This is a genomic window from Rhodococcus sp. WAY2 (assembly GCF_009859915.1).
In the GTDB taxonomy this organism is placed as follows: domain Bacteria; phylum Actinomycetota; class Actinomycetes; order Mycobacteriales; family Mycobacteriaceae; genus Rhodococcus_F; species Rhodococcus_F oxybenzonivorans.
Map to the genome: position 1 here is coordinate 5,775,046 of NZ_CP046572.1, position 25,417 is coordinate 5,800,462.

General features: G+C 65.8%; 22 protein-coding genes. 17 read left to right on the forward strand and 5 right to left on the reverse strand.

Features of this window, described 5'->3' with window-relative positions; all coding sequences use genetic code 11:
* The first annotated feature begins 39 nt into the window (after window positions 1-39).
* Both GFS60_RS25870 and GFS60_RS25875 read left to right on the forward strand, forming a co-directional pair.
* Window positions 40-1,038, forward strand: coding sequence for a polysaccharide pyruvyl transferase family protein (locus GFS60_RS25870; RefSeq protein ID WP_159925640.1), 999 nt, complete (start codon window positions 40-42; stop codon window positions 1,036-1,038).
* Window positions 1,038-1,604 (forward strand): NADPH-dependent FMN reductase, encoded by a 567-nt coding sequence (locus tag GFS60_RS25875; protein WP_159925642.1) that lies wholly within the window; start codon window positions 1,038-1,040, stop codon window positions 1,602-1,604. Before GFS60_RS25870 ends, GFS60_RS25875 begins: the two co-directional genes overlap by 1 nt.
* Here GFS60_RS25875 and eccE read toward each other — a convergent pair.
* Window positions 1,601-3,250 (reverse strand): type VII secretion protein EccE, encoded by a 1,650-nt coding sequence (eccE, locus tag GFS60_RS25880; protein ID WP_159925644.1) that lies wholly within the window; start codon window positions 3,248-3,250, stop codon window positions 1,601-1,603. The genes GFS60_RS25875 and eccE overlap by 4 nt on opposite strands.
* 113 nt (window positions 3,251-3,363) lie before the next feature.
* Between eccE and eccB the strand changes: the two genes are divergently transcribed.
* A complete protein-coding gene (gene eccB / locus GFS60_RS25885) occupies window positions 3,364-4,842 on the forward strand; it encodes a type VII secretion protein EccB (protein WP_159925646.1) in 1,479 nt (492 codons plus the stop codon).
* 65 nt (window positions 4,843-4,907) lie between these two features.
* Here eccB and mycP read toward each other — a convergent pair whose 3' ends face one another.
* Together mycP and eccD are read right to left on the reverse strand one after the other, a co-directional pair.
* On the reverse strand, window positions 4,908-6,305 hold the full coding sequence (mycP, locus tag GFS60_RS25890; protein WP_159927544.1) for a type VII secretion-associated serine protease mycosin: 1,398 nt from the start codon (window positions 6,303-6,305) through the stop codon (window positions 4,908-4,910).
* Complete coding sequence (eccD, locus tag GFS60_RS25895) at window positions 6,302-7,774, reverse strand: type VII secretion integral membrane protein EccD (protein WP_159925648.1); 1,473 nt, start codon at window positions 7,772-7,774, stop codon at window positions 6,302-6,304. Before eccD ends, mycP begins: the two co-directional genes overlap by 4 nt.
* A 279-nt stretch (window positions 7,775-8,053) precedes the next feature.
* On the opposite strand from eccD, the gene eccCa reads away from it, so the two are divergent.
* From eccCa to GFS60_RS25915, 4 genes are all read left to right on the forward strand, one after another.
* Window positions 8,054-12,055 (forward strand): type VII secretion protein EccCa, encoded by a 4,002-nt coding sequence (eccCa, locus tag GFS60_RS25900; protein WP_159925649.1) that lies wholly within the window; start codon window positions 8,054-8,056, stop codon window positions 12,053-12,055.
* Window positions 12,037-13,518 carry a type VII secretion-associated protein gene (locus tag GFS60_RS25905; RefSeq protein ID WP_159925650.1) on the forward strand — a complete coding sequence of 494 codons (1,482 nt, stop codon included), beginning with the start codon at window positions 12,037-12,039 and terminating at the stop codon, window positions 13,516-13,518. Before eccCa ends, GFS60_RS25905 begins: the two co-directional genes overlap by 19 nt.
* 135 nt (window positions 13,519-13,653) lie before the next feature.
* On the forward strand, window positions 13,654-13,971 hold the full coding sequence (locus GFS60_RS25910) for a WXG100 family type VII secretion target (protein WP_159925651.1): 318 nt from the start codon (window positions 13,654-13,656) through the stop codon (window positions 13,969-13,971).
* 48 nt (window positions 13,972-14,019) lie between these two features.
* Window positions 14,020-14,304 (forward strand): WXG100 family type VII secretion target, encoded by a 285-nt coding sequence (locus tag GFS60_RS25915; RefSeq protein WP_109331548.1) that lies wholly within the window; start codon window positions 14,020-14,022, stop codon window positions 14,302-14,304.
* A gap of 86 nt (window positions 14,305-14,390) precedes the next feature.
* On the opposite strand, the gene GFS60_RS25920 is transcribed toward GFS60_RS25915, so the two are convergent.
* Window positions 14,391-14,843, reverse strand: coding sequence for an Lrp/AsnC family transcriptional regulator (locus tag GFS60_RS25920; protein WP_109331547.1), 453 nt, complete (start codon window positions 14,841-14,843; stop codon window positions 14,391-14,393).
* 116 nt (window positions 14,844-14,959) lie between these two features.
* Between GFS60_RS25920 and ddaH the strand changes: the two genes are divergently transcribed.
* The 9 genes from ddaH to GFS60_RS25965 all read left to right on the forward strand — a co-directional run bounded on the left by ddaH (window position 14,960) and on the right by GFS60_RS25965 (window position 22,461).
* A complete protein-coding gene (ddaH, locus tag GFS60_RS25925) occupies window positions 14,960-15,826 on the forward strand; it encodes a dimethylargininase (protein WP_236603291.1) in 867 nt (288 codons plus the stop codon).
* A 13-nt stretch (window positions 15,827-15,839) separates the two neighbouring features.
* On the forward strand, window positions 15,840-17,066 hold the full coding sequence (rocD, locus tag GFS60_RS25930) for an ornithine--oxo-acid transaminase (RefSeq protein WP_159925652.1): 1,227 nt from the start codon (window positions 15,840-15,842) through the stop codon (window positions 17,064-17,066).
* 168 nt (window positions 17,067-17,234) lie between these two features.
* Window positions 17,235-17,678 carry a 50S ribosomal protein L13 gene (gene rplM / locus GFS60_RS25935; protein WP_109331545.1) on the forward strand — a complete coding sequence of 148 codons (444 nt, stop codon included), beginning with the start codon at window positions 17,235-17,237 and terminating at the stop codon, window positions 17,676-17,678.
* Window positions 17,675-18,211 carry a 30S ribosomal protein S9 gene (gene rpsI, locus GFS60_RS25940; protein WP_159925653.1) on the forward strand — a complete coding sequence of 179 codons (537 nt, stop codon included), beginning with the start codon at window positions 17,675-17,677 and terminating at the stop codon, window positions 18,209-18,211. The genes rplM and rpsI overlap by 4 nt, the downstream gene beginning before the upstream one ends.
* Before the next feature lie 136 nt (window positions 18,212-18,347).
* Window positions 18,348-19,682 (forward strand): phosphoglucosamine mutase, encoded by a 1,335-nt coding sequence (gene glmM, locus GFS60_RS25945; protein WP_159925654.1) that lies wholly within the window; start codon window positions 18,348-18,350, stop codon window positions 19,680-19,682.
* Window positions 19,683-19,767: 85 nt separating this feature from the next.
* Entirely contained in the window at window positions 19,768-20,076 is a 309-nt protein-coding gene (locus GFS60_RS25950) for a type VII secretion target (RefSeq protein ID WP_159925655.1), read from the forward strand.
* Entirely contained in the window at window positions 20,073-22,037 is a 1,965-nt protein-coding gene (locus GFS60_RS25955) for a hypothetical protein (RefSeq protein WP_159925657.1), read from the forward strand. Before GFS60_RS25950 ends, GFS60_RS25955 begins: the two co-directional genes overlap by 4 nt.
* Entirely contained in the window at window positions 22,034-22,225 is a 192-nt protein-coding gene (locus tag GFS60_RS39260) for a hypothetical protein (RefSeq protein ID WP_159925659.1), read from the forward strand. The genes GFS60_RS25955 and GFS60_RS39260 overlap by 4 nt, the downstream gene beginning before the upstream one ends.
* A 38-nt stretch (window positions 22,226-22,263) precedes the next feature.
* The gene (locus GFS60_RS25965; RefSeq protein ID WP_159925661.1) at window positions 22,264-22,461 is read left to right on the forward strand and encodes a hypothetical protein; all 198 of its coding nucleotides are present in this window, start codon (window positions 22,264-22,266) and stop codon (window positions 22,459-22,461) included.
* Between the two features lie 31 nt (window positions 22,462-22,492).
* On the opposite strand, the gene GFS60_RS25970 is transcribed toward GFS60_RS25965, so the two are convergent.
* Window positions 22,493-23,329: a poly(ethylene terephthalate) hydrolase family protein gene (locus GFS60_RS25970; protein WP_159925663.1), complete on the reverse strand. Its 837-nt coding sequence runs from the start codon at window positions 23,327-23,329 to the stop codon at window positions 22,493-22,495.
* Window positions 23,330-23,546: 217 nt separating this feature from the next.
* On the opposite strand from GFS60_RS25970, the gene glmS reads away from it, so the two are divergent.
* Window positions 23,547-25,409, forward strand: a complete 1,863-nt coding sequence (glmS, locus tag GFS60_RS25975) for a glutamine--fructose-6-phosphate transaminase (isomerizing) (protein WP_159925665.1) — start codon at window positions 23,547-23,549, stop codon at window positions 25,407-25,409.
* Window positions 25,410-25,417: the final 8 nt, after the last annotated feature.

Consider the following 25,417-nt stretch of genomic DNA (forward strand, 5'->3'; position numbering starts at 1 on the left):
GCAGGATGCCCCGAGGAAGTTCCCAGCCGTGAGGATTTCATGAACGACCCTTTGGACGATCTGCAACGAGCAACCATCGCTGCGCTCGCACCCACTGTGCAGCATGGACAGTCGGTCGCTCTCCTCGACTATCCGGCGCATTTCAACGCGGGTGACCTTCTGATCTACCAGGGGACGCTCAGCTATCTGGCCAGGATGGGTGCGAGCGTGGATTACGTCTGCGCGCTGCACACCTATGACACGAAGGTTTTGTCCGCGTGTGTTCCCGAAGGACCGTTGCTGTTGAATGGCGGCGGGAATTTCGGCGATCGATGGTTCGGCTACCAAAAGTTCCGTGAGCGCGTGATCGCGGAGCATCCGGAACGAAAAATCGTTCAGATGCCACAGACCATCGAGTTCCATGACGACGCAGCGCTGGCGAGGGCGCAGCGAATCTATGCGCAGCATCCCGATCTCACGTTGCTGATGCGGGACCGGCGCGGCTATGAACTGGCCCGTGAACTATTTCCCGAGAACACCGTCGTCTTCTGTGCTGATGCAGCATTGGGAGTCGGAAGGATCGCGCCCTCCGCCGAACCCACGCGCGATATCGTGCTTCTCAAACGCCGCGACCCCGAATCCGTTCAGTCCGCGAAGAGCCTTCCGGCCTCACTCGCGTCGGCGTACATGACGGATTGGCACGTCAGTGCCGCCGACAACGCCCAGTGGTGGCCCACTACGCTCGGACTTCTGCTATTGAACAAGCTGCCGGGTGTTCGGTCCCGTATGTACCCGCTGACGCGCCGTGCCTTCGACTGGCAAGCGGACATGGTGGTCGACAATGCAGTGGCGATCTTGTCGCAGGGGCGGCTCGTGGTCACCGATCGGCTGCATGCGGGAATCCTTGCCGTACTGATGGGCAAACCTGTCGTCCTGGTCGACAATGCCAACAAGAAGGTGTCCAGAATTCATGGCGACTATCTGAGCAATTTCCCGGATACCCACCTCGCCGAGAATTTCGATCACGCGGCCGAACTTGCCGGGCAGCTCGTTTTCTGATGAGCGAAATCGAGCCCGTCCGGTTAGAACTCATCATCGGATCGACCAGGGTCGGGCGCATTGCCCCCGTCGTGGCGAACTGGTTCGTCGAACGCGCTCGCACATATCCTCACGTGGAACTGGGCGTCATCGACTTGCTCGAAACCTCGCTGCCTCAGAACCTCGACGATTCTCCCGCCACCGACGCGTTCCGGGCACGGGTGGGGCGCGCCCACGGATTCGTGGCCGTCACATCCGAGTACAACCATGGGTATCCGGCCGCTTTGAAGACCGCATTCGACAGTGTGAAACACGAGTGGCGCGCAAAGCCCATCGGCTTCGTGTCGTATGGGGGAGTGTCGGGCGGCTTGCGTGCGACCGAGCAACTGCGCCAGGTCGTGGCGGAATTACACATGGTTTCGGTGCGTCAAAGTGTGAGCTTCCACCAAGTGCGCAAGAAGTTCGACGACAACGGTCGCACCACTGATGGCGCCGCCGTCGACTCGGCGGATCGGATGCTCGCGCAGTTGGTCTGGTGGGCCCGTGCTGTGCGACTCCAGCGTGCGACCGAGAGCTACCCCGGTTAGGACTGGTAGGCCGGCTGGTAATCGTCTACCGCGCGGGGCCGTCCGATGAATGCCGTTTCGGAGGAAATGGTGACCAGCATCAACTCGATACTCGTCCCGCCGGTCGACAGGAGAATCCGATCACCCATCGCGCTCGGCTGGACAATGGACAGGTCGGGTTCGGCGCCCGGCCACTGGCTGGGCTCGGCATAAAGGTAGAGAGCAGTGACGCCGGCCCGCGGGGTCGAAGCTTCGACACCGTCGAACACCACGGTGTTGAACTTGTTGTCGGATTGGGAGTTATGTCCCGCGACGCGCAGGCGGTCGGGCGTGGCGATCGAGTCGATCAGGGACGACCATGCATCGGGTCGATCTGTCTGGATGAGGACCCGGGCCCCAGTGGCGACGGCACGGAACACAAGTTGCTGGGCGAGGTACAGCTCGCCCGCGACGTACACCATGCCGACGCCCGGGCCGAAGATGCGTGCTGTGATCCCGTGACCGTAGTCGTCGGATCCGATCAACTGGCCACACCCCGCCGGCGGCAACTGGAGGTGTCGCACTGTGTCGACCGGCACATCGGCCATAGGCATCACAGCGTCCAGATCAGACACTGCCACAGGAAGATTGGACAGAAAACTTTCTTTGTGGCGGCCTCGCATCGAGACGAGCCCGTGCACAGCGAATGGTTCCGGCATCGTCCGGGTGGTGATCCGACATCCGGCGCCGATCAGTACCTGCCCGTCGTTGGCGCTCGGTCGTAGCCGAATGGTCACGGTGGTGCCGAGACTGGACGGCACCCACAGTTTCGCGAGCAACTCTTTGGAGAGAAAGCGCGGATCGACGCTGTATCCGGTACTGCATACCCCCGGCAACAGAGCATGCTTCCACGTCTGAGTGAGAGATCTCGGGTCGACACCGCGGCTGATGACCAGTGCTGCGGAGTCGATCTCGGGTGCTGTGAGAATTCGGGCCCGGCATCCCGCGTCGGCGAGTGCGCGTACGACGCGACTTGCCGCGATGGTGATGGCGCGAGAGGCGCCGTGCTCACCGCCGCCGCGGCGCGCGACGGCCTCGACACTGCCGGTGGCGTCGAATCGGAGGGCGACCCACACCGTCCGGGTGGCTGTCGCGGGAAGGGGGCCGACCAGGCGGTCGTAGACATCGGTGGCCGGCGTGCCCGCGGCGGCGCGATACCCATGGCTGACGATATCGATGCCGCTGAGCGAGATATCGTGCTGGACAAGGCATCCGGCGAGCGCCTCGGTGGGAAGGTCGTGCGTCGACTGGAAACCGTCCCGGGTGATCTGGGTCAGGCTTCCCGCCGGCGGAAGGACCTCGACCACCGCGACCACGCTTGCGCCGTCCCACCGCAAACCGACGGACTGTCCTGTCGGGCCGGCGAAACTGACGGTGCGGAAGCGCGGGACCTTCGGTGTCGTGAAGTAGCGCCACGCCGTTCGCGCCCAGACCAGGGTCGACCACCCGCCGATGGGTACGACCGCCAGAAGAGCGACGACGACGGCGAGTATGACGGCGCCCCACCACACCACTCCGCACACCGAGGCCAGTGCCCCGGCCAGAACTCCCACTATTTGCGCGACAACGACCTCGGTCGCCGAAACGCGATGTGCCAACTGCCAGCTTGTGACGCGCGAACGGTCCACGGTGCCTCCCCCGAATACCTGAACCCAGGCAGACCCGTACCCGTCCGCCGTGACGACTGTGATTCGAACTGTACTGTGTCACCCCGAGCGTTGTGCAGCACGGGGGAGGAACAATGGCTGTAACACCCACCACTCGGTGGCAGGTCAACGGGTATCGCTTTCTGGTCAGACGGATGGAACACGCCCTGGTGCGGCGTGACGTACGAATGTTGCACGACCCTATGCGGTCGCAGTCGCGCGCACTCGCGGTGGGGGTGGTGATCGCCTCGCTAGGACTCGCGGGGTGTGCAGCGCTGGCGCTGTTCCGGCCCCAGGACAAAATCGGTGACGCGTCCATCGTCGTCGGCAAGGATTCCGGTGCGATGTTCGTGGTCATGGGGGACACGCTGCGCCCGGTGCTCAATCTGTCGTCTGCCCGCCTCATTGTGGGGCAGGCCGAGAAGCCGGTAATCGTCAAAGAATCGGAGATCGACACTCGGCCCCGCGGGGCGCTGGTCGGAATCCCCGGTGCACCGTCGGCGCTCCCGCCGGGTGACGCAGCAGCAAAGACACCGTGGGCCGTATGCGACTCGGTCGGGGCAGACGGACATCGTGCGGTCACGACCTCCGTAGTGGTCGGTGAGCCGGACCCGATCGAGGGCGGGGGAGGCCTCGCCAGCGACCAGGCGCTGCTGGTGTCCACCTCGGACGCCGCCTATCTGATGTATAACGGCACCCGAGCGAAGATCGACATGCACGACCCCGCGATCACCCGTGCCCTCGGCCTCGAGGGTGCCACGCCACGACCGGTAAGCCTCGGATTCGTCAACGCGGTTCCGGAAGTGCCGCCGCTGGTAGCGCCCAGCATCCCGGGAGCGGGGAGCCAGCCGCGGTTTGCTCTGCGCGACAAGGTGATCGGGTCGGTGTTCCAGGTAGTGATCGGATCGGAAACCACCCACTACGTCGTGTTGCGGGATGGAATTCAGAAGATCAGTTCCGCTGTGGCCAACCTCATCTTCCTTTCGGATTCGCACGGGGACACCGAGATGTCGAGTGTCTCGCCGGACGCCACCAACCGGATTCCTTCGGTGGAGCAGATCGCCGTGTCGAGCTTCCCGGAGTCGGCACCCGAGATCGTCGACGCCATCTCGAGTCCGGTGAGTTGCCTGATCTGGAAACCTTTGCGCGGACGGAACGAGACCGCAGCGAGTGGTCCGGCCGCCGAGTTGTCCCTTATTGCAGGACGTAGTCTCCCCATCCCCGATGGTGCGCACACGGTGAAGCTGGCGCAGGCGGACGGTGGCGGGGACAGTGCCGATTTCGTCTACGTCGAATCCGGTTCGGGGGGATTCGTGCAAGCGACCGGTATCGAACGCCACAGCACCCGGCGAGACAGCACGTTCTTCGTGGCTGACACCGGAGTACGGTTCGGCGTTCCCGACGCAGACGCCGCGAAAGCACTGGGGGTGACAGCCGAGCCGCCGCTCGCTCCGTGGCAGATACTCGGACTCCTCGCACCGGGCCCCACGCTCGCGAAGTCCTCCGCGCTCGTCGCACACGACGGGGTGGCGCCCGACGCGGACCCGGCCGCAGTCGCCTCCGGTTCGAACTGAAACACCGAACTGCCAATCCGGGCCGACGCACATTCGCGTCGGCCCGGGTTGACTCGGAGAACGAGTCAGCTTCGGTGCTGCGTCGCGGAGTGCAATTTCCGCCGGAGTGGGAATGACGCCAGCACTCCGAGGATGAGCAGTGCAGCGAGCGAGCCGACCGCTACCAGCGCGACATCGCGAGGGCGGTGATCGGGCTGAGTAACTGCAGGAAGGGCCTCCAGGGGGACCGAGCGTGCGGCGCCGTCGGTTGCTGAGCCGCCCGTCGGAACATTCGCAGATACGGCTGCGAGCGGGTCGATGACGCCGTGCCCGACAAACGGATTCCACCCTTCCGCGGGCGCATGCGCCGTGGCCTCGATACGCGCGATGACCTGCTGGGCCGACAATTGAGGAAACCTGGAGCGAACCAGGGCGACGGTGGCCGAGACATAGGGGGCCGCGAAACTGGTGCCGTTGACCGGTTCCGCGCTTCCCTGAGCGCTGTACACGGTATTCGTCAGATCGCCCGTCGTCGGATGCAGTGAGGTAAGGCCCGATCCCGGGGCCGCGACGTCGACCCAGGGACCCGCGAGGCTGAAGTCACTCACCCGACCGTCGGACTCGACCGACCCGACGGTCAGGACGTAGTCGTCGTACCACGCCGGGCTGGCGATGGTGCTCACCGAATCCCACAGGTCGGCTCCGGGTCGGAGCGGGTCGGCCGCCGGATTCTGAATCTTGCATTCCGCGGATCCATAGTTGCCCGCGGCAGCAACCACCACGACGTCCTTCACCGTCGCCGCATACTTGACAGCTGCGCCGAGATAGCGGTCGCCGCCGCCGATTCCTTCTGCCGCAGTCTTGCAGGCGACTTCGGAGATGTTGATGACGCCGGCACCCATGTCGGCGGCGCGCCGGACAGCGGCGGCCATGGTCGCGACGTTGCCGTATCCACCGACCGAGTTGCCGGCGTTGTCGACCTGATCGGTCTGCCCTGCGGGACTGTAGGCACTGCTCGATTGCCGGATTGCGAGGATGCGGGAGTCCGGAGCGCCGCCGGAGAAACCGGACCCGGGAACCTGTCGCGCGGCGATGAGGCCTGCGACGAGCGTTCCGTGAGCGTCGCAGTCGGTTGTCCCGGTCTCGGTCCCGACCAGGTCACCACCATCGACGAGACCGGGAAGTCGCGGATGCCGCGCCACCCCGGTGTCGATGACCGCGACGAGCTGCCCGGCGCCCCGACTGATCGGCCACACCGAACGAAAATCGAGGTCCCGCTGAGCCACCGGGACTTCCGGACCATCGGGCACCCGTACGGCATCTTTGCACGGTCTTCGCTTCTCCACTTTGGTGCTGTCCTTCGGCGGAACCAGTCCCACGTCGATGGGTGCGGGTACCACTGCCAGGGCGCTGCCTTCACCCAGTGCTGCGATGAGGGCCACCACCGCGGTGGCCACAACCAGGCGACCCAGCCGCCGCATCACAGCCCGCGCATCAGCGAGTAGAGGCCGGTCACCCAGCACACCAGCGGGATGATCGACGTGATCAGGGCGAGGTCGATCAATTCGGCGACGCGTCGCATGACGGGCGAGAACGTCTGCCGCGGGGCGATGATGCCGAGGACCAACCCGCCCGCCGCGAACAGCATTGCCACGGCGAACAGAACTATCGCGTAGTCGGGGACGGCGACCGCGGCTGCGGTGAGCAGCAGTACGAGGATCGTCACGCCGCCGCCGATCAGCGGAACGGCCTGCTCGGCGCTGATGTAGGTGCGTCCCCGGAACATCAGGACGGTCGCGGTCGCAACGGCCAAACACAAACCGGGCCAGTAGATCTCGCCGTGCAGTGTGGGCTGCGCGGCCAGGAGTGCGCCGCTGACCGCGAGGATGGTCATGGCGGTGACGAGTCCGGTGAGATACCTGCGCGCACGTGTGGCGCGTTGGGCAAGGGAATCGAACGACGGCATCGTGGTCTCGTCGTCCGGATCGTCCTCGGAAGGATCGACCGAGGTACCCGGTGCGGGAACGGGCGGCAGTGGCAGCTTCGCCAGGAGTATCGCCACGCGAGCCGATGAGGCGAGCCCTGTCAATGCGGCGGCGACGACACCGGCGGCGACCGCGGGCGCTGCGGTGTCGGTCGTCGCCGATACCAACGCGGCGAGGGTGCCGAACAGGGAGGCTACCGCCAGAGCCGTGAAGACTCTCAGCCCCACACCACCGAGTCGCAGCGCGAGGACCGCGGTGGTGCCCGACAGTGCGAGCCCGAGGAGCAGGTGGGCAGCGGCCAAGTCGCCGGGGACGAAGAGCATCCCGGCGGCGAAGGCCGGCGGAACGGCGCACCCACTGAGAACGACGGAACTGGCTGCGTCACCGTAGATGCGGCCGGTGACCGCACCGGTGACGAGGAAGAGGAAGGCAGATGTCAGTGCGCAACCTGCACCGACGAACCCGTCCGTCCCGGATTCGGACCACAGCAGCGCGAACGAGCCGATCACCGTTCCGAGCACGGCGGCGGCCGAACCGACGACCCGTGCGGAGCCGCGCGTCCATTCCCGGTCCGCATCGGCATCGGCGATGGCGACGTTGTACATGATGTCGTCGAACAGGGGCGGCGGGGCACTGTCCTGCACACTCTGCAGGACCAGCAGGTCGCCGTCGCGAATACCGTGCTCGTGCAACGTCAGCGTGGTCGAGAGCGGGGACTGACCGATTTTCGCGAGAACCCACTCGCTCGGTTCGTATTGCTCGAGTGAATCATCGAAGTCATTGGTGCTGCGATGGCTGCGGATCGTGTCGACGATCCCCGGAACGAGGATGGCGATCGGAACACCGAACGGCACCGCCATGTCGACCTGTGAATGGGTCGAGAGCACGGTGATTCGGCACAGGTCTGCTGCGGCACTCGGACGCGTGGACGGCGCGGACGCGCGCAACTCGTCATGGGCGACGGACAATACGATTTCCCCCCACTTTGCGACGCACACCCCACCCTGCGTCGTTACGGCACTGATCGACGACCACTCGGAGGCCGTCGTCCGATTCGATCACGGGAACACTACGTGAGCCGGGCCGCAGCCTCCAGTGGGCATCCGGCGAAAATGCCTTCTGTATGCCGAATCCCTCGGAATGGGTTAATCTCTGACTTCGCGGGCCGAGCCCAGGGGGGCAACCGGAAGTTCCGGATCGGATCTGATGCACGGTTCGGGTCGGTTGGCGTCATGGGGGGACGGGCAGTGAGCACTATTCGCTTCGTGCGTAAAGCGCGGCGAGAAGTTCCGCGTATTCCGGGCGGCGAGGTGAGTCTGCAGGCTCCGCCGGAAATCCCGAGATTGGTCCCGGGAAATCTGCTCACGAAGCTTCTCCCCCTCGTGATGGTCGTCGCGATGGTCGGCATGATGGCGTTGATGTTCACGTCGGGTATGGCGCGCAACCCCATGTCGATGCTGTTCCCCCTCATGATGATGGTCTCGATGCTCGGCATGCTGGCGGGTGGCGGTCGCAGCGGTCCCAAGGCAGCGGAAGCGAACGAAGACCGCAAGGACTACCTGCGCTACCTCGATCAATTACGGCGTGATGTCGCCGAGACCGGCGAGCAACAGCGCAAGGCGCTCGACTGGAGCCATCCCGAACCCGGCCTGCTCTGGACCATCGCGGGAACGGCCCGCATGTGGGAGCGCCGTGTCACCGACCCGGACTATTGTCATGTGCGCGTGGGGCGGGGCAGTCAGCGGCTCGCCACTCGTCTCATCGCGCCTGAAACGGGCCCGGTGGAAGATCTCGAACCCGTTGCCGCCGTGTCTCTTCGCCGATTCGTCCGCGCGCACTCGGTGGTCCAGGAGTTGCCCACCGCAGTCTCTTTGCGGGGGTTCGCCGCCATCTCCGTCGAGGGTGAGCGTGGGGCGGCCCGTTCCCTGGTCCAGTCGATGCTCATGCAATTGTGCGCCTTCCACGGTCCCGACAACCTGCTCGTTGCGGTCGTGTGCGGTCCCGACACCCAGCACGAGTGGGACTGGGCGAAGTGGCTGCCGCACGCCCAGCACCCGGATTCCTCCGACGGCGTGGGTTCTTCCCGAATGATCTACGGATCGATTCTCGAACTCGAGTCCGCGCTCGGCCCGCAGCTGGCCATGCGGAATCGCTTCTCCCGCAATGCTCCGGCTGCTCCGGGCGTGCCCCAGTTCGTCCTCGTCGTCGACGGCGGAATCCTCGAAGGCGAGTCGGGCATGATCACCGACGGGGGAGTGGATTCGGTGACGGTCCTCGACATCGCCGGATTCTGCCCGCGGTTGACGGCCACCCGCGGTCTCCAGCTGGTGGCACAGGACGGGTCGCTCGGAGCCCGCAGCGGTACCGGTGTCGAGATGTTCGCGACGGCCGACCTCGTCAGCGCTCATCAGGCGGAAACTCTTGCGCGTCGCCTCGCGCCGTACCGTACGACGTCGCACACATCGGTCGACACGGGAGACGACGATCAACCCGCACAGACGTGGAGCCGAATGCTCGGTGTCGGCGACGTCGGCCGGCTCAACCCCGATCACGCGTGGCTGCCCCGGCAGGGTCGCGCCCGCTTACGCGTCCCTATCGGCGTGGGAGTCGACGGGAATCCGGTCGAGATCGACCTCAAAGAGTCCGCGGAAAACGGCATGGGGCCTCATGGGCTGTGCATCGGAGCTACCGGATCGGGAAAGTCCGAGTTCCTCCGAACGCTGGTGCTGGGTCTCATCGCTACTCATTCGCCCGACGCACTCAACCTCGTACTGGTCGATTTCAAAGGTGGCGCCACCTTCCTCGGCCTCGAGGAGGCTCCCCACGTCGCCGCGGTGATCACCAACCTTGCCGAAGAACTGGCCATGGTCGACAGAATGCGCGACGCGCTGGCCGGGGAGATGAATCGCCGGCAGGAATTGCTGCGCTCGGCCGGGAACTTCGCCAACGTCACCGACTACGAAAAGGCGCGTCAGGCAGGCGCAGACCTCGACCCGCTGCCGGCGCTCTTCATCGTGGTCGACGAATTCTCGGAATTGCTCAGTCAGCAGCCCGAATTCGCTGATCTCTTCGTGGCCATAGGACGACTCGGTCGATCGCTGCACATCCACCTGCTCCTGGCGAGCCAGCGACTCGAGGAAGGGAAGCTTCGCGGTCTCGACAGCCACCTCTCGTACCGGATCGGGCTCAAGACATTCTCCGCCAACGAATCGCGCACAGTGCTCGGTGTCCCGGACGCCTATCATCTGCCCGCCACTCCCGGCGCCGGTTACCTGAAGTGTGACTCGGCCGAAATCGTGCGCTTCCAGGCCTCTTACGTGTCGGGAACCTACGAGGGTGGTCACGTCGACAGCGTCCGACGGCCGGGCGAGGCGCCCGTCGAGCTGCGCCCGAAAATTTTCACCGCCGCCCCCGTCGCCGTCGACGTCGTCGACATACCGGAAGAACCGTTCTCCCTCGACATCAACGAGGAACATGCGGAAACTCGGACCACCATCGACGTCGTCGTCGAACGCATCCGGAACCGCGGTTCGAGAGCGCACGAGGTGTGGCTTCCCCCGCTCGATGCGGCACCGACTCTCGACGCGCTGCTGCCGAGGTCGATACTCTCCGAACCAGTCCCGGCGCTCAGTGCGCTGCGCGCACCGATCGGGATCATCGACAGGCCCTACGATCAGCGGCGGGACCTGCTTGTGGTGGACCTGTCCGGTTCCACCGGAAACATGGCGGTGGTCGGTGGCCCGCAGTCGGGGAAATCGACTGCGATCCGAACGGTGATCATGTCGCTCGCCGCCACTCATTCGGCCGAGCAGGTGCAGTTCTATTGCCTCGACTTCGGCGGTGGCACGCTTGCCGGACTGTCGGGCCTGCCGCATGTCGGTTCGGTTGCCAACCGTCTCGACGTCGACCGGGTTCGCCGCACCGTCGCCGAGATGAACACGATCGTGCGACAGCGTGAAGCCCGATTTCGCGACCTCGGGGTCGAATCCATGGCCGAATTCCGGCGACTACGCGCTACCGATCCGTCCGGCGGCGCCCCTGCCGCCGGGATCGCCGAAGATCCTTTCGGCGACGTGTTCCTCGTCGTCGACGGCTTCGGTAGCATTCGGCAAGATTTCGAAACCCTGGAACAACAGATCACCAACCTTGCGGCACAGGGCCTGTCGTACGGCGTCCACGTCGTCATCACGGCGTCTCGGTGGGGTGAAGTGCGGCCGGCCCTCAAGGACCAGCTCGGAACTCGCATCGAACTCCGGTTGGGTGATCCCGCGGACTCCGACCTCGGTCGTAAGACCGCTGCGCTCGTGCCGGAAGGCAGGCCGGGTCGAGGCATGACGCGCGACAGTCTGCATCTGCTGGTCGGCCTCCCCCGGATCGACGGAAACTCCGACCCCGCCGACCTTGCGTCCGGTGTCGCTCATGCCGTGTCGTCGATCGCTGCCGCCACCCATGGCCGCCATGCTCCTGCCGTACGCATGTTGCCGGGACAGATCACTCGCGAGGCGGTTCTCGACGCCGCCGGTTCGTGGCCCTCCTACGTCGACCCGACCGAGAAGTGCCTCCAGATTCCGATCGGACTCGACGAGGCCGAACTGGCGCCCACATTCCTCAACTTCGCCGTGCAACCACACTTCTTGGTATTCGGGGACAGTGAATGCGGCAAGACGACGCTGCTGCGCAACATCTGCGAGGGCATCATGGCGTCCAACACCGCTGGACAGGCGAAGATCATCCTCGGTGACTATCGGCGCACCATGCTGGGGGTAGTGGAATCGGAGCACCTTGCCGCCTATGCGCCGTCGTCGGGCGTGCTGACCAAGAACATGAATGACCTCGCGGTTGTGCTCGAATCGCGGATGCCGCACCCGCAGATCAGCCAGCAACAAATTCGCGAGCGTTCCTGGTGGACGGGGCCGGACATCTTCGTTGTCATCGACGATTACGACCTCGTCGTGACCTCGAGCGGCAATCCGGTGGCCGCGATCGTCGAGTACCTGCCCCATGCGAAGGACATCGGATTCCACCTCGTCATCGCGCGCCGTTCCGGTGGCGCGGCACGGGCGCTGTACGAACCGGTCATCGCACGCATGCGCGATCTGGCATCCGCCGGCCTGGTGATGAGTGGAAGCCGAGACGAAGGCAACCTCATCGGAACCGTACGGGCAAGTGCCATGCCCCCCGGGCGGGGCACGTTGGTGACGCGCGGCGGCAGCGGACTGATCCAGCTCGCATGGATGCCACCGCAGTGAGGTCCGCGGTCGCGATTCACCTCACTGAATCCGGCATGTGGTCGTGTTGTCAGGACAGGGCGGTGGAGGGGCTGCCCTCGGTCCGTGTCGCAACCGACGGTTCGCTGATCACTTCGGTGCGCGAGACTTCTTCCACCGAATCGTCACCGCTGTGCTCTATCGACGACGAGTACATCGATGTGGACGGTGGTATCGCTCCGGTCCCGGACGTGCTCGCCGCCGTTCTCCGTGGCGCGGTCGAGGCCGTGGCGGGCGGACCGTCCGTCGGCGCGGTGCTGACATACCCCACCGAGTGGGGCACGGCGCGACAGCAGGTTCTGGCCGACGCAGGCTCGGCGATCGCCGCCGACACCGTGCTTGTGCCCGTGGCGCTTGCCGTAGCCGAAATCGCCGGCGTGGCCGAGCGCGACAGCACCTGGGCGGTCGTCGAATGCCGGGCGACGGGCACCACTTCCACCTACGTGGCGGCAATATCCGGTGACTACCGCGTCGTGGAAGTCGAGCACGAATCCTCGCTGGTCGTCGACGATCTCGATCGGCAGGCCGAGGCAATCACAGACCTGGTCGGGCGCGTCTGCCGAGGCCGGGCGCTCGACGGCATCCTGGTGACGGACCATCTCGACACCCGGCATGATCTGGCACCTGTACGGCGTGCGGTCGTGGCTGCCTTCGGCCGTGAGGTACCCGTCGAGAGCGTGTCGGGTGTGGACATCGTTCGCGCGCTCGCAATGCCGGGCAGCGATGGGGTACACGAGCAATCGATCGTCGCGATACCTCAGAGGAATTGGCTCCAACCGGTTCTGCAGCGGGAGCAACAGGAACGGACGAGGAGGTCGTGGCCGACTTTCGTCGCGGTCGCAGCGGCCCTGGCGGTGGTGACCGGAGCCGGAGTTGCCTTCATCCAATCAACCCTCGATTCCGTCTCGACGTCGACCGTCGAGGGTGTCGTTGCAGGATCACAGTCGCCGTCGGCTCCGGCGTCGTCGTCCGTTGCACCATCGCAGTCCACGATTCCTTCGACCGCGGTGGGCACGGGACGGGAAGTGTCGGTGGGGGGAGTTCGACTCACGGCGCCCGACCGATGGCGGGAGCGGCCACAGTCGGCGACACCGTTCCGGATCGAACTGGTGCCCGACGGTGGCGCGGACAGACGAATCATCGTGACGCAGAACAACCTCCAGGGCGGTGCCGGGTACGACGAGGTCGCGGTCACGCTTGCGGCGAAAATCGCGCAGCGCGGCAGACCCGAGCTGTTCGCCGAACTGGAGAAAGACGTCGTGTTCGGTGGGAGACCGGGGATCACGTACAGCGAATTCCCGGACGAGAACTCCGCGGTGAGGTGGCACGTCGTCGTCGAACGTGACCTCCAGGTCAGCGTGGGATGTCAGTTCCTGTCGGCGGAATGGGCCGAAATCGAAGCCGAGTGTGAGCACGTCGTGCGGTCACTGGAAGTCGATGAGTGAACCCGACGGGCGGCAGAGCCGAAAAACTTCCACAGTGGTGGAACCGATTGGACGGTTGATGCGTCCAATCATGTGTAGGGGTGGATAGGGCAGTCCAGTGGGGGCCGCCGCACCAGACGATCAGAAGGAGTTCCCATGGCGGGAGTTGTTACCGATGTCGGCCAGATGGAGGCCGCGGCTAACCATGTGGAGACGGTGAATGGGCAGCTGCAAGCCACTATCGCCGGCCTCAAGGGGCGTTGCGAAGAATCGTCCTCGGCTTGGGCGGGTGGCGCGCAGGATGCGTTCCAGGCACTGATGGTCCGCTACAACGATGCGTCCCGTCGGATGCAGGATTCGCTCGCCGAAATCGCCGTGAAGATTCGCGAAAACGGCAAGGGGTACGACGCCGCAGAGCAGGCCAACCAGGATGCCATCCATTCTGCCGGGGCTTCGGGATCGCTCGATCTCTGACATGCGTTCCGAGTTCGACACCGGTTACACAACAACAAGGAGCACGGAATGTCATTGAAGTACGGATTTGCCGAGCTGCAGGCCCTGGCGAGCGACATCAGGTCGAACGAGGGCAAGCTGCGCGAAACCCACGACGAGCTCCAGGGCTACGTGCAGGGTCTGGTCGCGCAGTGGGAGAGCGGTGCCCAGCAGAACTACCAGGCGGTGCAGGCCAAGTGGGACGGCGCACACAACGACCTGCTCCAGGTCCTCCAGACGATCGCCAAGGTCGTCCAGGACGGCGCTGTCGACATGCAGAGCGCCGAGGACAGGAACGCTGCTGCCTGGCTCTGACAATCCTGTGATATGCGGCAGTGCCCCGGCAATCGACGGATGCTGGGGCACTGTCGTCAGAGGTGCGGCGAAATATCTCGGTGACGTCAGCCGGCCGGTGGAATCAATCTGCTCAACACCACGCTGCTCTTCGTCTGGAGTACCGCTGGTTCCGACCGGAGATTTTCGAGCGTCCTCTCGAGGTGAGCTGTGTCGGTCGTCCGGACGCGCAGCAGTGCGTTGGCGTCACCCGTGATGGTGTACGCCTCCTGCACTTCGGCGTGTCGAGAGACGATGCGCGCGATCTCGACGGCGGAGGTACGTCCGTCGCAGTACAGCTCGACGAATACCTCCACACCGTGTCCGAGTGCCTGCGGGTCGAGTGACGCGTGAAAACCGGTAATGACCCCTGAGTCGACCAGTCGGTCGACGCGCCGTTTCACCGCCGGAGCGGACAAGCCCACCTCGGCGCCGATGGTGGCAAAGCTCGACCTCGCGTTGCGCTCCAGCTGCGCAACGATCAGTCGGTCCAAGGTGTCCAGGCGCAACGAATCGTCCATATAGAGCAACGCTAGCGCATTGTTTGTCGCTGAGGGTGGGCGGATACTTTCTCTCAGCACCATCGGAGAACGGGGGGAACGTGCCACCGACTGTGGATATCGGCCCGGGAAGTGCAGTGGGGGACGCGACCGGGCCTGTGGCGAGTGCGGACCGGCGCGGTTACCCCCGCACCTACCTGATGTGTCCGCCCACCTACTTCGATGTCGTCTACGCGATCAACGACTGGATGAGTCCGGGCGAGCAGGTCGATCGACCCCGGGCACTCGCGCAGTGGCACACCCTGGTGGACACGTATCGAGCGCTGGGTCACGAGGTCGTGGTCATCGATGCCGTCGAGGGGCTCCCGGACATGGTGTTCGTCACCGACAGTGGCGTGGTGGTCGACGGTGTCGCTCTCGGCGCCCGCTACCGATGTGCTCAGAGGCGAGCGGAAGCGGGCCACGTCCTGCGGTGGTTCCGCGAGAACGGACTGCTCAGACCCAGATCACCGCGTTTCGTGAACGAGGGCGAGGGCGACTTCCTCGTGGTCGGTGACGTGATCCTCGGGGGTACCGGCTTTCGGTCCGACCCTCGATCCCATGCGGAGGCTGCCGCGCATCTCGGGCGTCCTGTAGTTCCGCTGACTCTGGTGGATTCGCGCTATTACCACCTCAACACCGCTCTCGGAGTACTCGACGATGCGACCATCGCCTACCTTCCCGCCGCCTTCTCTCCGGAGAGCCTCCTCCTGTTGCGCCGCATGTTTCCGGACGCGGTGATCGCCGAGGAGAGCGATACGCAGTGGCTCGGCCTCAACCTGGTGAGCGACGGACTCCATGTCGTCTTGCCCGCGCAGGCGACGCGGCTGTCGGATCAGCTGGTGGACCGCGGCTACGACCCGGTACCGGTGGACTATTCGGAATTTCTGAAATCTGGCGGCGGAATCAAATGCAGCACAATGGAACTGCGCGGGTATCGCCAGTTCTGCGAGATGGGAAGCTGAGGGGTGAGGACCAATGTCGGACAGTGTCGTGTCGGTATCCGACGCCACGCGTGAGCAGCTGGACCGGGCGGAGGACCACAGCGCGCACAATTACTCACCCTTGCCCGTCGTGATCGAGTCGGGCACAGGTTGCTGGGTCAAGGACGTCGACGGCGTCGACTATCTCGATGTCCTCGCGGGGTACTCGGCCCTCAACTTCGGCCACGCCCATCCTGCTCTCGTGCGCGTCGCTCGCGAACAACTGGGCCGACTCACCTTGACCAGTCGTGCGTTTCAGCACGACCGTTTCGCGCAGTACTGCGAAGACCTGAGCCGATTGTGTCGCAAAGAAGCCGTGCTGCCCATGAATACCGGCGCAGAGGCGGTCGAGACGGCGCTCAAGCTTGCCCGCAAGTGGGGGTACGACGTGAAGGGGGTGCCGCCGGGGCGAGCCGAGGTGGTCACCTGCTCCGGGAACTTTCACGGCCGCACCATTTCGATCGTGGGATTCTCCTCCGACCCGGACGCGTACACCGGGTTCGGGCCGTATCCCGCAGGTTTCGTCTCCGTCGAGTACGGGAACGCCGACGCGTTCGAGTCGGCGATAACCGACGACACCGTAGCGGTGCTGCTCGAACCGATCCAGGGGGAGGCAGGCGTCCTCGTGCCCCCGGTGGGCTACCTCGCGGCGGTGCGCGAGGTGTGCACGCGTCGCGGCGTCCTCATGATCGCGGACGAAATCCAGAGCGGACTCGGCCGGACGGGGGAGACCTTTGCCTGTGATCACGAGAATGTGACACCCGACATCTACGTTCTCGGCAAAGCGCTGGGCGGTGGCCTCGTCCCCGTCTCGGCGGTCGTCGCCGATTGGCCGGTGATGCGCGTGATCGGGCCCGGGCAACACGGAAGCACTTTCGGTGGCAACCCCCTCGCGTGCGCTGTGGGCAGTGCCGTGGTGGCGCTGCTCGAAACCGGGGAATACCAGGAGCGCAGCCGCCGGTTGGGTGCCTACCTGCACGGCATGCTGCGCGAGCTGCCTGTCCGCCATGTTGCAGAAGTACGGGGGCGTGGGCTGTGGGCCGGTGTGCAACTGGCCGAGGGGATGCCCTCCGCGAGGGCAGTGTGTGAACGACTTCTCGCGCGCCGTGTGCTCGCGAAAGATGCGCACGAGGGAACGATTCGTATCGCCCCGCCGCTGGTCGTCGAACGTGACGAGCTGACCTGGGCGGTCGAACAGCTTGCTGACGCGCTCGCCGAGTGAATTTTGACCCGGAGGCGCCGCGACCGGTATCGTTCTCCGTTGGCGTGCCGTGCGTCGCTGTGTCTTCATGCCACAGTGGCTGGCGGTTCTCGGGTCTCAACTGGCCGCCGGGAATCGCTCGACGATACGCAATGGCCAGCAGCGGATTGAACAAGACGAGGAAGTTCTGTGTCTACGTACACCCCGAAGGCCGGAGATGTGACCCGCACGTGGCACGTCATCGACGCCACTGACGTGGTGCTCGGCCGCCTTGCCGTCCAAGCAGCCAACTTGCTGCGCGGCAAGCACAAGCCCACCTTTGCACCGCACGTTGACGGCGGCGACTTCGTCGTCATCATCAACGCCGAGAAGGTTGCCATCAGCGGCAACAAGCGTGACGGCAAGTTCCTGTACCACCACTCCGGACATCCCGGTGGTCTCAAGTCCCGCTCCGTCGGCGAGGTTCTCGACAAGAACCCCGACCGCCTCGTGGAGAAGGCCATCGTCGGCATGCTCCCCAAGAACAAGTTGGGTCGCGCCATCAGCAGCAAGCTGAAGGTCTACGCGGGCCCCAACCACCCCCACGCCGCGCAGCAGCCGGTGCCATTCGAGATCAAGCAGGTGGCCCAGTGACGTCGCCGGAGGAGCAGAACGTGTCCAATCCCGAAGAGATCACCGAGGCTGTCGAGGTCGCGGCGGACGAGTACGTGTCCGTCGAAGAGCCCGAGGTTGCCGAGGACATCGAGGCCGCTGCTGCTCCGCAGGCCCCGATCGTGATCGATCGGCCCATCCAGACCGTCGGTCGTCGTAAGGAAGCGGTTGTCCGCGTCCGTCTGACCCCGGGCTCCGGCCAGTTCAAGCTCAACGGCCGCACCATCGAGGATTACTTCCCGAACAAGGTGCACCAGCAGCTGATCAAGGCCCCGCTCGTCACGGTCGAGCGTGCCGAGTCGTTCGACATCGTCGCCCTGCTCCACGGTGGCGGACCGTCCGGACAGGCCGGCGCACTGCGTCTCGCCATTGCCCGCGCGCTCATCGAGGTCACCCCCGAGGACCGTCCGGCGCTCAAGAGTGCCGGCTTCCTTACCCGTGACGCCCGCGCCGTCGAGCGCAAGAAGTACGGCCTGAAGAAGGCGCGTAAGGCATCTCAGTACTCCAAGCGCTGATGTGTCGCCGAAGCCGCCCTCAGGGGACGGCTTCGGCACCTGTTCTTCCCGAGAGCAGGCGTCCATCGTTACCGGACGCCTGCTCTCGCGCTTTATCCGAGATGTAGTGGTTTCCGAGGTACAAGGGGTCTGGTCTATGGGGCGGTTGTTCGGGACGGATGGGGTTCGCGGGCTGGCGAATACAGAGCTGACCGCCGAATTGGCGTTGCAGATCGCATCGGCCGCTGCCACGGTGCTGGCATCAGCGGATTCGGGGCGTGCCACCGCTGTGGTCGGCCGTGACCCGCGGGCCAGCGGCGAGATGCTCGAAGCAGCCGTTGTCGCCGGTTTGACGTCGGCGGGTGTCGACGTCTTGAACGTCGGCGTTCTCCCCACTCCTGCGGTGGCCTACCTCACAGCAGAGCTCGACGCTGCACTCGGTGTGATGATCTCCGCCTCGCACAACCCTATGCCCGACAACGGAATCAAGATCTTCGCCGCGGGTGGGCACAAGCTCGACGACGAAGTCGAGGACCGTATCGAATCGGTCGCCGTCGGCACGACGACCAAGCGAGCGCCCACCGGAGCCGGCATCGGGCGCGTGCGAGTGGTGGCGGACGCCGCCGATCGGTATCTGCAACACCTGGCCACGGCCCTGTCTCACCGCCTCGACGGCCTCACCGTCGTGGTCGACTGCGCGCACGGCGCCGCCTCGGCTGTGGCGCCGACCGCCTACCGCGCCGCCGGCGCGAAGGTCATCGCGATCAACGCCCAGCCGGATGGGCTCAACATCAACGACAACTGCGGCTCCACGCACCTCGAGAGCCTGCAGAAGGCCGTGGTGGAGCATGGCGCAGACCTCGGCCTCGCGCACGACGGGGACGCGGACCGCTGCCTCGCCGTCGACGCCGGTGGCTCCCTGGTGGACGGTGACGCCATCATGACGGTCCTGGCCCTCGGCATGCGCGACAGCGGCGAGTTGGTCGACAACACGCTGGTCGCCACAGTGATGAGCAACCTGGGGTTACACATCGCAATGCGCGAGGCGGGTATTTCGCTGATCACCACCGCGGTCGGTGACCGCTACGTGCTCGAAGGACTTCGGGCGGGCGGTTTCACTCTCGGGGGTGAGCAGTCGGGGCATGTCGTGTTGCCCGCGTTCGGTACCACCGGTGACGGGATTCTGACCGGCCTGCGATTGATGGGCCGAATGGCACAGACGGGGCGGCCGATCGCGGAACTGGCATCGGCGATGACGACCCTTCCCCAGGTGCTGGTCAATGTGCGAGTCGCCGACAAGCGTGCCGTGGCCGCATCCCCCGTCGTTCTGGATGCCGTGGCGGCGGCGGAGCGGACGCTGGGTGATCAGGGTCGTGTCCTGCTGCGACCTTCCGGAACCGAACAGCTCGTGCGCGTGATGGTGGAGGCAGCGGACCTCGACTTGGCTCAACGCCTCGCCGACAAGCTGGCAGGTACGGTCGCCTCGGTCTGAGTGGCGCAGCGAATCGGTCGGTGTGGGGAACCGATCGGCGCGCCGGCGCGTCTAAAGCAGTAGGTCGTGAAGAGAGGGTGGGGGCATGAGCGATGGACTCGAGGTCGACGTCAGGGCGGTGGCGAGCGTTGGCGCGCGGATGGTGCGCTCAGCGGAGGTGCTGAGGCAGGAGGCAATCGACGCCGGCCGGTTGGAGTTCGGCGGTGTGCAGGCCGGACGCGACTACTGTGCTCTCGGCGACGAGCTACGGAACGCACTCGCAGTCGTGTCCGTGGCACTCGACGAGTGGGCAACCGACACGGAGGCCATCGGTAACAACTTCCGAGCCGGCGCCACGCGTTATGCAGGCACGGACGGTGCCTTTGCCGACGGCCTCGACCGGGTGCTTCCGTGACGACGGATCCGGCTTCGTTGATGGACGATCCGACGCTGAGCCGCGACTACAAGGAGCAGCTCCTTCAGGCCTGGGCCTCGTCCCGCGAAGAGGATGTGGCGTTGTGGCAGCCCTACTTCGACGCGTACGGCATCGACAGACGCGAACGCACGCCGTCCGCCGACGAGCGTTACATCGCACTCCTCGCGGATGGGAGCGATGCCCGATCTGCTGCCGCCGACCGCCTCCACTTGGAGGATTGTCTGCGACCGGATTCGCTCAATGTCCCAGACGACATGCTGGACCTCGGAGCACGGGGGCTCGAGTTCTTCGAGATGTTCCTTCCTGCCGCACAGAAGCTTCAGTACGACGGCCGCGCGATCACCGAGTACCACGCGCGGTTCGACGCCGAGCGGGGAATGAACCTTCACGTGCTGGGCCGGGACATCGACACGCTGCAGCACACCCTCGACTCTGCACGCAGGGAACTCGAGGAGCACGAGGCGTGTGTTGCTGCGGTCAGCGCCGCGTGGAGTGGGGATGCAGCCGCCGCCGCAATCGATGCCTCGGGCCGCCGGAATGCCCGGGCAGTGGTCGATGTCGACCGGTTACGCGGACTGGTCGACGTGCTGTTCGAAGCGAACCTCACCCTCAGCGCCGCAGTGACGGACAAGGCGTACAGGGTGGTGTCGCTGCACCAGTCCACTGTCGCGGGATACACCGCAGCCCAAATCGCAGTGCTGGCCGACATCGCCGTGTACGGCCGGGATGGAGACAACTCCGTCGCCAAGGATTGCATGGAAGACGCGTCGTACTGGTTCCCCGAACTTGCCGACGACGACTACCGGCACATCAACGGCTTGTACAAGGACGGGGGAGGCGGCGCTCTGCGGTGGCTCGACCGAGACGACGTCGTGAAGCGCGCGGCAGGTATTGCCCGCGCGTGGCTCGACGCGCACTTCCGGCCGGTCTACGAAGAGAAACAGCGCGAATTCGCGGCCGCGTGCGAGGCCTGCGCAGACACCATGGAAGCGTCGTATGCGGCGGTGATCGCCGAAGCCGGAATGTTGCAGTCGGACAGCGATATTCGCTCCGTGGATCGCACCGCTCCGGGGCACTCTCCGGCTCCGCCTCCTCTCAACGCCCCGAGCACTCCCGTCGACGCTGCGCCGACAGCTCCTGCCGGTGGTGCACCCACTGTCACCGCGCCTGGGGGATTCGCTGGGCAACCGTCGGGATGGAGTTCGCCGACGGGAACGACTCCGAGTGGCACCGCCCACCCGGCACCGATGACGGCACCGATGACGGCTCCGATCGGTTCCGGCAACGGAGGCCGGGACCTAGGAGTTCGGGACGTAGGAGTGGGAACGCGGGATGTACACACCGAACCTGCGACGTCCTTGCCCGCGGCCTCTCCTCCCGTGCTGCCGAGTCTTGGCGGTGTGCCAGGTCTTGGCGGTGTGCCGGGTCTTGCCGGTGTTCCCGGCATCGGGGGCATGACCGGATTCGGCGACCTTCCCGGGGCGGTGCAGGGGTTGGCCGGTGGACTCGGCGACCTGGGGTCGCTCATCCGTCCACTGATAGAGGACGCGGTGTCGGCTCTCACCCGCCTGGACGATGACGGGGATGTGAGGGCGGAGGAGGAGCCCGACCTCGAGGACGAGCGCGATCCGGGTGTTGGCGGCGAGGGCGGACAAGCGGTGTCTACCACTTCGGACAAGAGCCTCGAGCTGAAGCTCGACGGCAAGTCATGGACTCTGGTCGTCGATGAAGACGGTGCCGGAGTTCACCTCGACATCATCGACGGCCAAGGCGCCACGTCGCGCTTCGGTGTGGAGATCGGTCCGAACGGCCTGCCTCAGATTTTCGCAGAAACCCGCTCGGGGGAGGACCCGCCGCTCCCGACGTCGGCCAACCTGAACATCACGAGGCCGAGCCGCCGCCACCGGAGCCCACCACCGCACCTGGTCCGCAGCCCGTGACCGTGCAGAACGAGCCGCTTCCGGAAACGCTCACAGTCCCTGAGCCTCAGCCCGCACCCGCACCCGCACCCGCACCCGCACCTGCACCTGCACCTGCACCTGCACCTGCACCTGCACCGGAGCTTGCCAGCGGCCCGTCGGCGGCGCTCGACAGCGGCGCAGAACTCGCCGAGGCCGGACCGCTGTGAGCGAGCGGGCCGCACAGTTGCGCGCTCGACGTGCGCAGATGAGGGCGGAACTCGCGCTGTTTCGACGACGACTGGAGGAGCAGCGGGTGCGAGACGAGGCAGAAGCCACGCGACGACGGCAGCTTGCGGGGCGCCCCGCAGACACGAGCACGGCGGCGGACGCGGTCGCGCCTCGTCGCAGCGCAGCCGAGGACGACGACGAGTTCTATCGCCCCCGGAGCTGGCTCGTCGAGTAACGCCGGAACAGCCGGAGCCGTCGAAGAACGCTCAGATGTGGGGAATCAGTCCCTGGAAGCCGGCGTCCGTATTGATCTCCTGCGGATCGACGACCGTGGTGCGGGGGATGTGCGCCTCGGCGTCCGCGAAGGCCGCGTATTTCTTGTCATTAGTCAGTTCGTAGAGCAGGAACCCGGTCAGCAACGCCCGCGTCACCTGCTGCGTCTTGCGCTCGGATCCACCGATGCCGAGTGCGCCGAGAAGTCGACGCCCCTCGGTCAACCCCGAATCCGTTGCGCCGTCCACGGCTCGCAGTACGGATTCGCCGCCCCATGCCTCGGCGAGGGCCTTGGCGTTGCTGTTCATAGTGTCGATATCCGCGCCCGCCACGATCAGCCCCGGAACTGTGATCTTGGGCGCATACTTCTCCGCCTTCGGGGCGGTCGGCGCCGGGAACAACGCGGCCACCGCGGTCACGTCACGCTGTGCTGCGGCGAGCACCGCCGCGCCCGCACCCATACCGTGGCCGGCAAAGGCCACTCGATCCGGCTGAACACTGATCTGGCCGGGTCCCAGCCGGACACCGACACAGATGTCGAGAGTGGCCCGCAGATCGGTCGCGAGGCCCAGGTGTGAAGGCACCGGGCCCCGCTCACTGTTGGGCGCCGCGACGACAATGCCCCAGGACGCAAGGTGCTCCAGCGTGTTCCGGTAGTGGTCAGCTCCGGTCATCCACCCGTGCGCGAACGCCACCGCAGGCAAGTTGAAGCCGGACTCGGGTGTATAGACGACTCCCGGCTGTCCAGCCAGCGCGAGGTCTCCCCGCAGCACGCGGTGCGGTCCCCGCTTCGACAGTTCACGGGCCAGGTTCTTCAGTTTCGGCGCCACGGAGAGAACGTTATCCGATCACCACACAGGGACGGAGTCCCCGCGCCGACCACACAGGGACGGAGTCCCGCGCCGACCACACAGGGACGGAGTCCCCGCGCCGACCACACAGGGACGGAGTCCCCGCGCCGACCACACAGGGACGGAGTCCCCGGTCCCCGCGTCGCGTTGGTGTCCGACTTCGCCGCACCGTCCGGTCCAAGTACCCTGATGAACCATGTGCGGAATCGTGGGATACGTCGGCCACCGGCAGGCTCTGTCTGTTGTAGTGGAGGCTTTGCGGCGGATGGAATACCGCGGATACGACTCTGCAGGGATCGCCGTGCTCGACGGGAAGGGCGGGATGGCCGTCGAGCGTAAGGCCGGTCGTCTGTCGAACCTGGAGGCCGAACTCGACGAGGTGGGTGCCGAGAATTTCGCCGGGCACACGGGGATCGGGCATACCCGGTGGGCCACGCACGGTCGCCCGACTGACCGGAACGCCCATCCGCACCGGGACACGACCGGAACCGTCGCCGTCGTACACAACGGCATCATCGAAAACTTCGCGCCCTTGCGCGCCGAACTCGAGCAGGCGGGCGTCGACCTCTCCAGCGACACCGACACCGAGGTCGCGGTGCACCTGGTGTCGCGGGCTTATGCGTCCGGTGAGACCGCCGGGGACTTCGTGGAGAGCGCACTGAGTGTGCTCCGCCGCCTCGAGGGAGCATTCACCCTCGTCTTCACCCATTCCGACCATCCCGACATCATCGTGGCCGCGCGTCGTTCGACTCCGCTCGTCATCGGTGTCGGTGAGGGCGAGACCTTCCTCGGCTCCGACGTCGCGGCATTCATCGAGCACACCCGGGATGCGGTCGAGCTGGGCCAGGACCAGGTGGTGACCATTACCGCGGACGGCTACTCGATCCTCAACTTCGACGGAACGGTCGCTGTGGGCCGCCCGTTCCGCATCGACTGGGATCTCGCTGCAGCCGAAAAGGGTGGCCACGACTATTTCATGCTCAAGGAGATCGAAGAGCAGCCGGCTGCCGTCGCCGACACTCTCCTCGGGCACTTCTCGGACGGCAAGATCGTCCTCGACGAACAGCGGTTGTCGGATCAGGAGCTGCGCGACGTCGACAAGGTCTTCGTCGTCGCGTGCGGCAGCGCGTACCACTCGGGTCTGCTCGCCAAGTACGCAATCGAGCACTGGACCCGGCTGCCTGTCGAAGTGGAGCTGGCCAGCGAGTTCCGTTACCGCGACCCCGTCCTCGACCGCTCGACGCTCGTGGTGGCGATCTCCCAGTCCGGTGAGACTGCCGACACCCTCGAGGCGGTGCGGCACGCCAAAGACCAGAAGGCGCGCGTCCTCGCGGTCTGCAACACCAATGGAGCCCAGATTCCCCGCGAAGCCGACGCGGTTCTCTACACCCGTGCCGGTCCGGAGATCGGCGTGGCGTCGACCAAGGCGTTCCTTGCGCAGGTCACCGCGAACTACCTCGTCGGTTTGGCACTGGCCCAGGCTCGCGGCACCAAGTACCCGGACGAGGTGGCGCGCGAGTACGCAGATCTCGAGGCGATGCCGGAGCTGGTGAGCCGGGTCCTCGGGACGGTGGGTCCGGTCCGTGCGTTGGCTCGGGAACTGGCGTCGTCGTCGACGGTGCTGTTCCTCGGCCGGCACGTGGGTTACCCGGTGGCGCTCGAGGGCGCGCTGAAGCTCAAGGAACTGGCGTACATGCACGCCGAGGGCTTCGCCGCCGGCGAACTCAAGCACGGCCCGATCGCGTTGATCGAGGACGGGTTGCCGGTCATCGTCGTGATGCCCTCTCCCAAGGGTCGCGCGGTGCTGCACTCGAAGCTGCTGAGCAACATCCGGGAGATTCAGGCGCGCGGTGCGCGGACCGTCGTGATCGCGGAGGAAGGCGACGAGGCCGTGCGGCCGTTCGCCGACCACCTGATCGAGATTCCGGCGGCGCCGACGTTACTCCAGCCGTTGCTGTCGACCGTGCCGTTGCAGGTCTTCGCCGCCGAGGTCGCGCAGACGCGCGGGTACGACGTGGACAAGCCCCGAAATCTCGCGAAGTCCGTCACGGTCGAATAACGGCTCCG

Coding starts and splice junctions, on each gene's coding strand:
- GFS60_RS25910 (WP_159925651.1), top strand. CDS start 13,654: ATGGCGGGAGTTGTTACCGATGTCGGCCAGATGGAGGCCGCGGCTAAC.
- GFS60_RS25870 (WP_159925640.1), top strand. CDS start 40: ATGAACGACCCTTTGGACGATCTGCAACGAGCAACCATCGCTGCGCTC.
- GFS60_RS25950 (WP_159925655.1), top strand. CDS start 19,768: ATGAGCGATGGACTCGAGGTCGACGTCAGGGCGGTGGCGAGCGTTGGC.
- glmM (WP_159925654.1), top strand. CDS start 18,348: ATGGGGCGGTTGTTCGGGACGGATGGGGTTCGCGGGCTGGCGAATACA.
- GFS60_RS25905 (WP_159925650.1), top strand. CDS start 12,037: ATGGATGCCACCGCAGTGAGGTCCGCGGTCGCGATTCACCTCACTGAA.
- glmS (WP_159925665.1), top strand. CDS start 23,547: ATGTGCGGAATCGTGGGATACGTCGGCCACCGGCAGGCTCTGTCTGTT.
- GFS60_RS25965 (WP_159925661.1), top strand. CDS start 22,264: ATGAGGGCGGAACTCGCGCTGTTTCGACGACGACTGGAGGAGCAGCGG.
- eccB (WP_159925646.1), top strand. CDS start 3,364: ATGGCTGTAACACCCACCACTCGGTGGCAGGTCAACGGGTATCGCTTT.
- GFS60_RS25915 (WP_109331548.1), top strand. CDS start 14,020: ATGTCATTGAAGTACGGATTTGCCGAGCTGCAGGCCCTGGCGAGCGAC.
- rocD (WP_159925652.1), top strand. CDS start 15,840: ATGTCGGACAGTGTCGTGTCGGTATCCGACGCCACGCGTGAGCAGCTG.
- GFS60_RS25920 (WP_109331547.1), bottom strand. CDS start 14,843: ATGGACGATTCGTTGCGCCTGGACACCTTGGACCGACTGATCGTTGCG.
- GFS60_RS25875 (WP_159925642.1), top strand. CDS start 1,038: ATGAGCGAAATCGAGCCCGTCCGGTTAGAACTCATCATCGGATCGACC.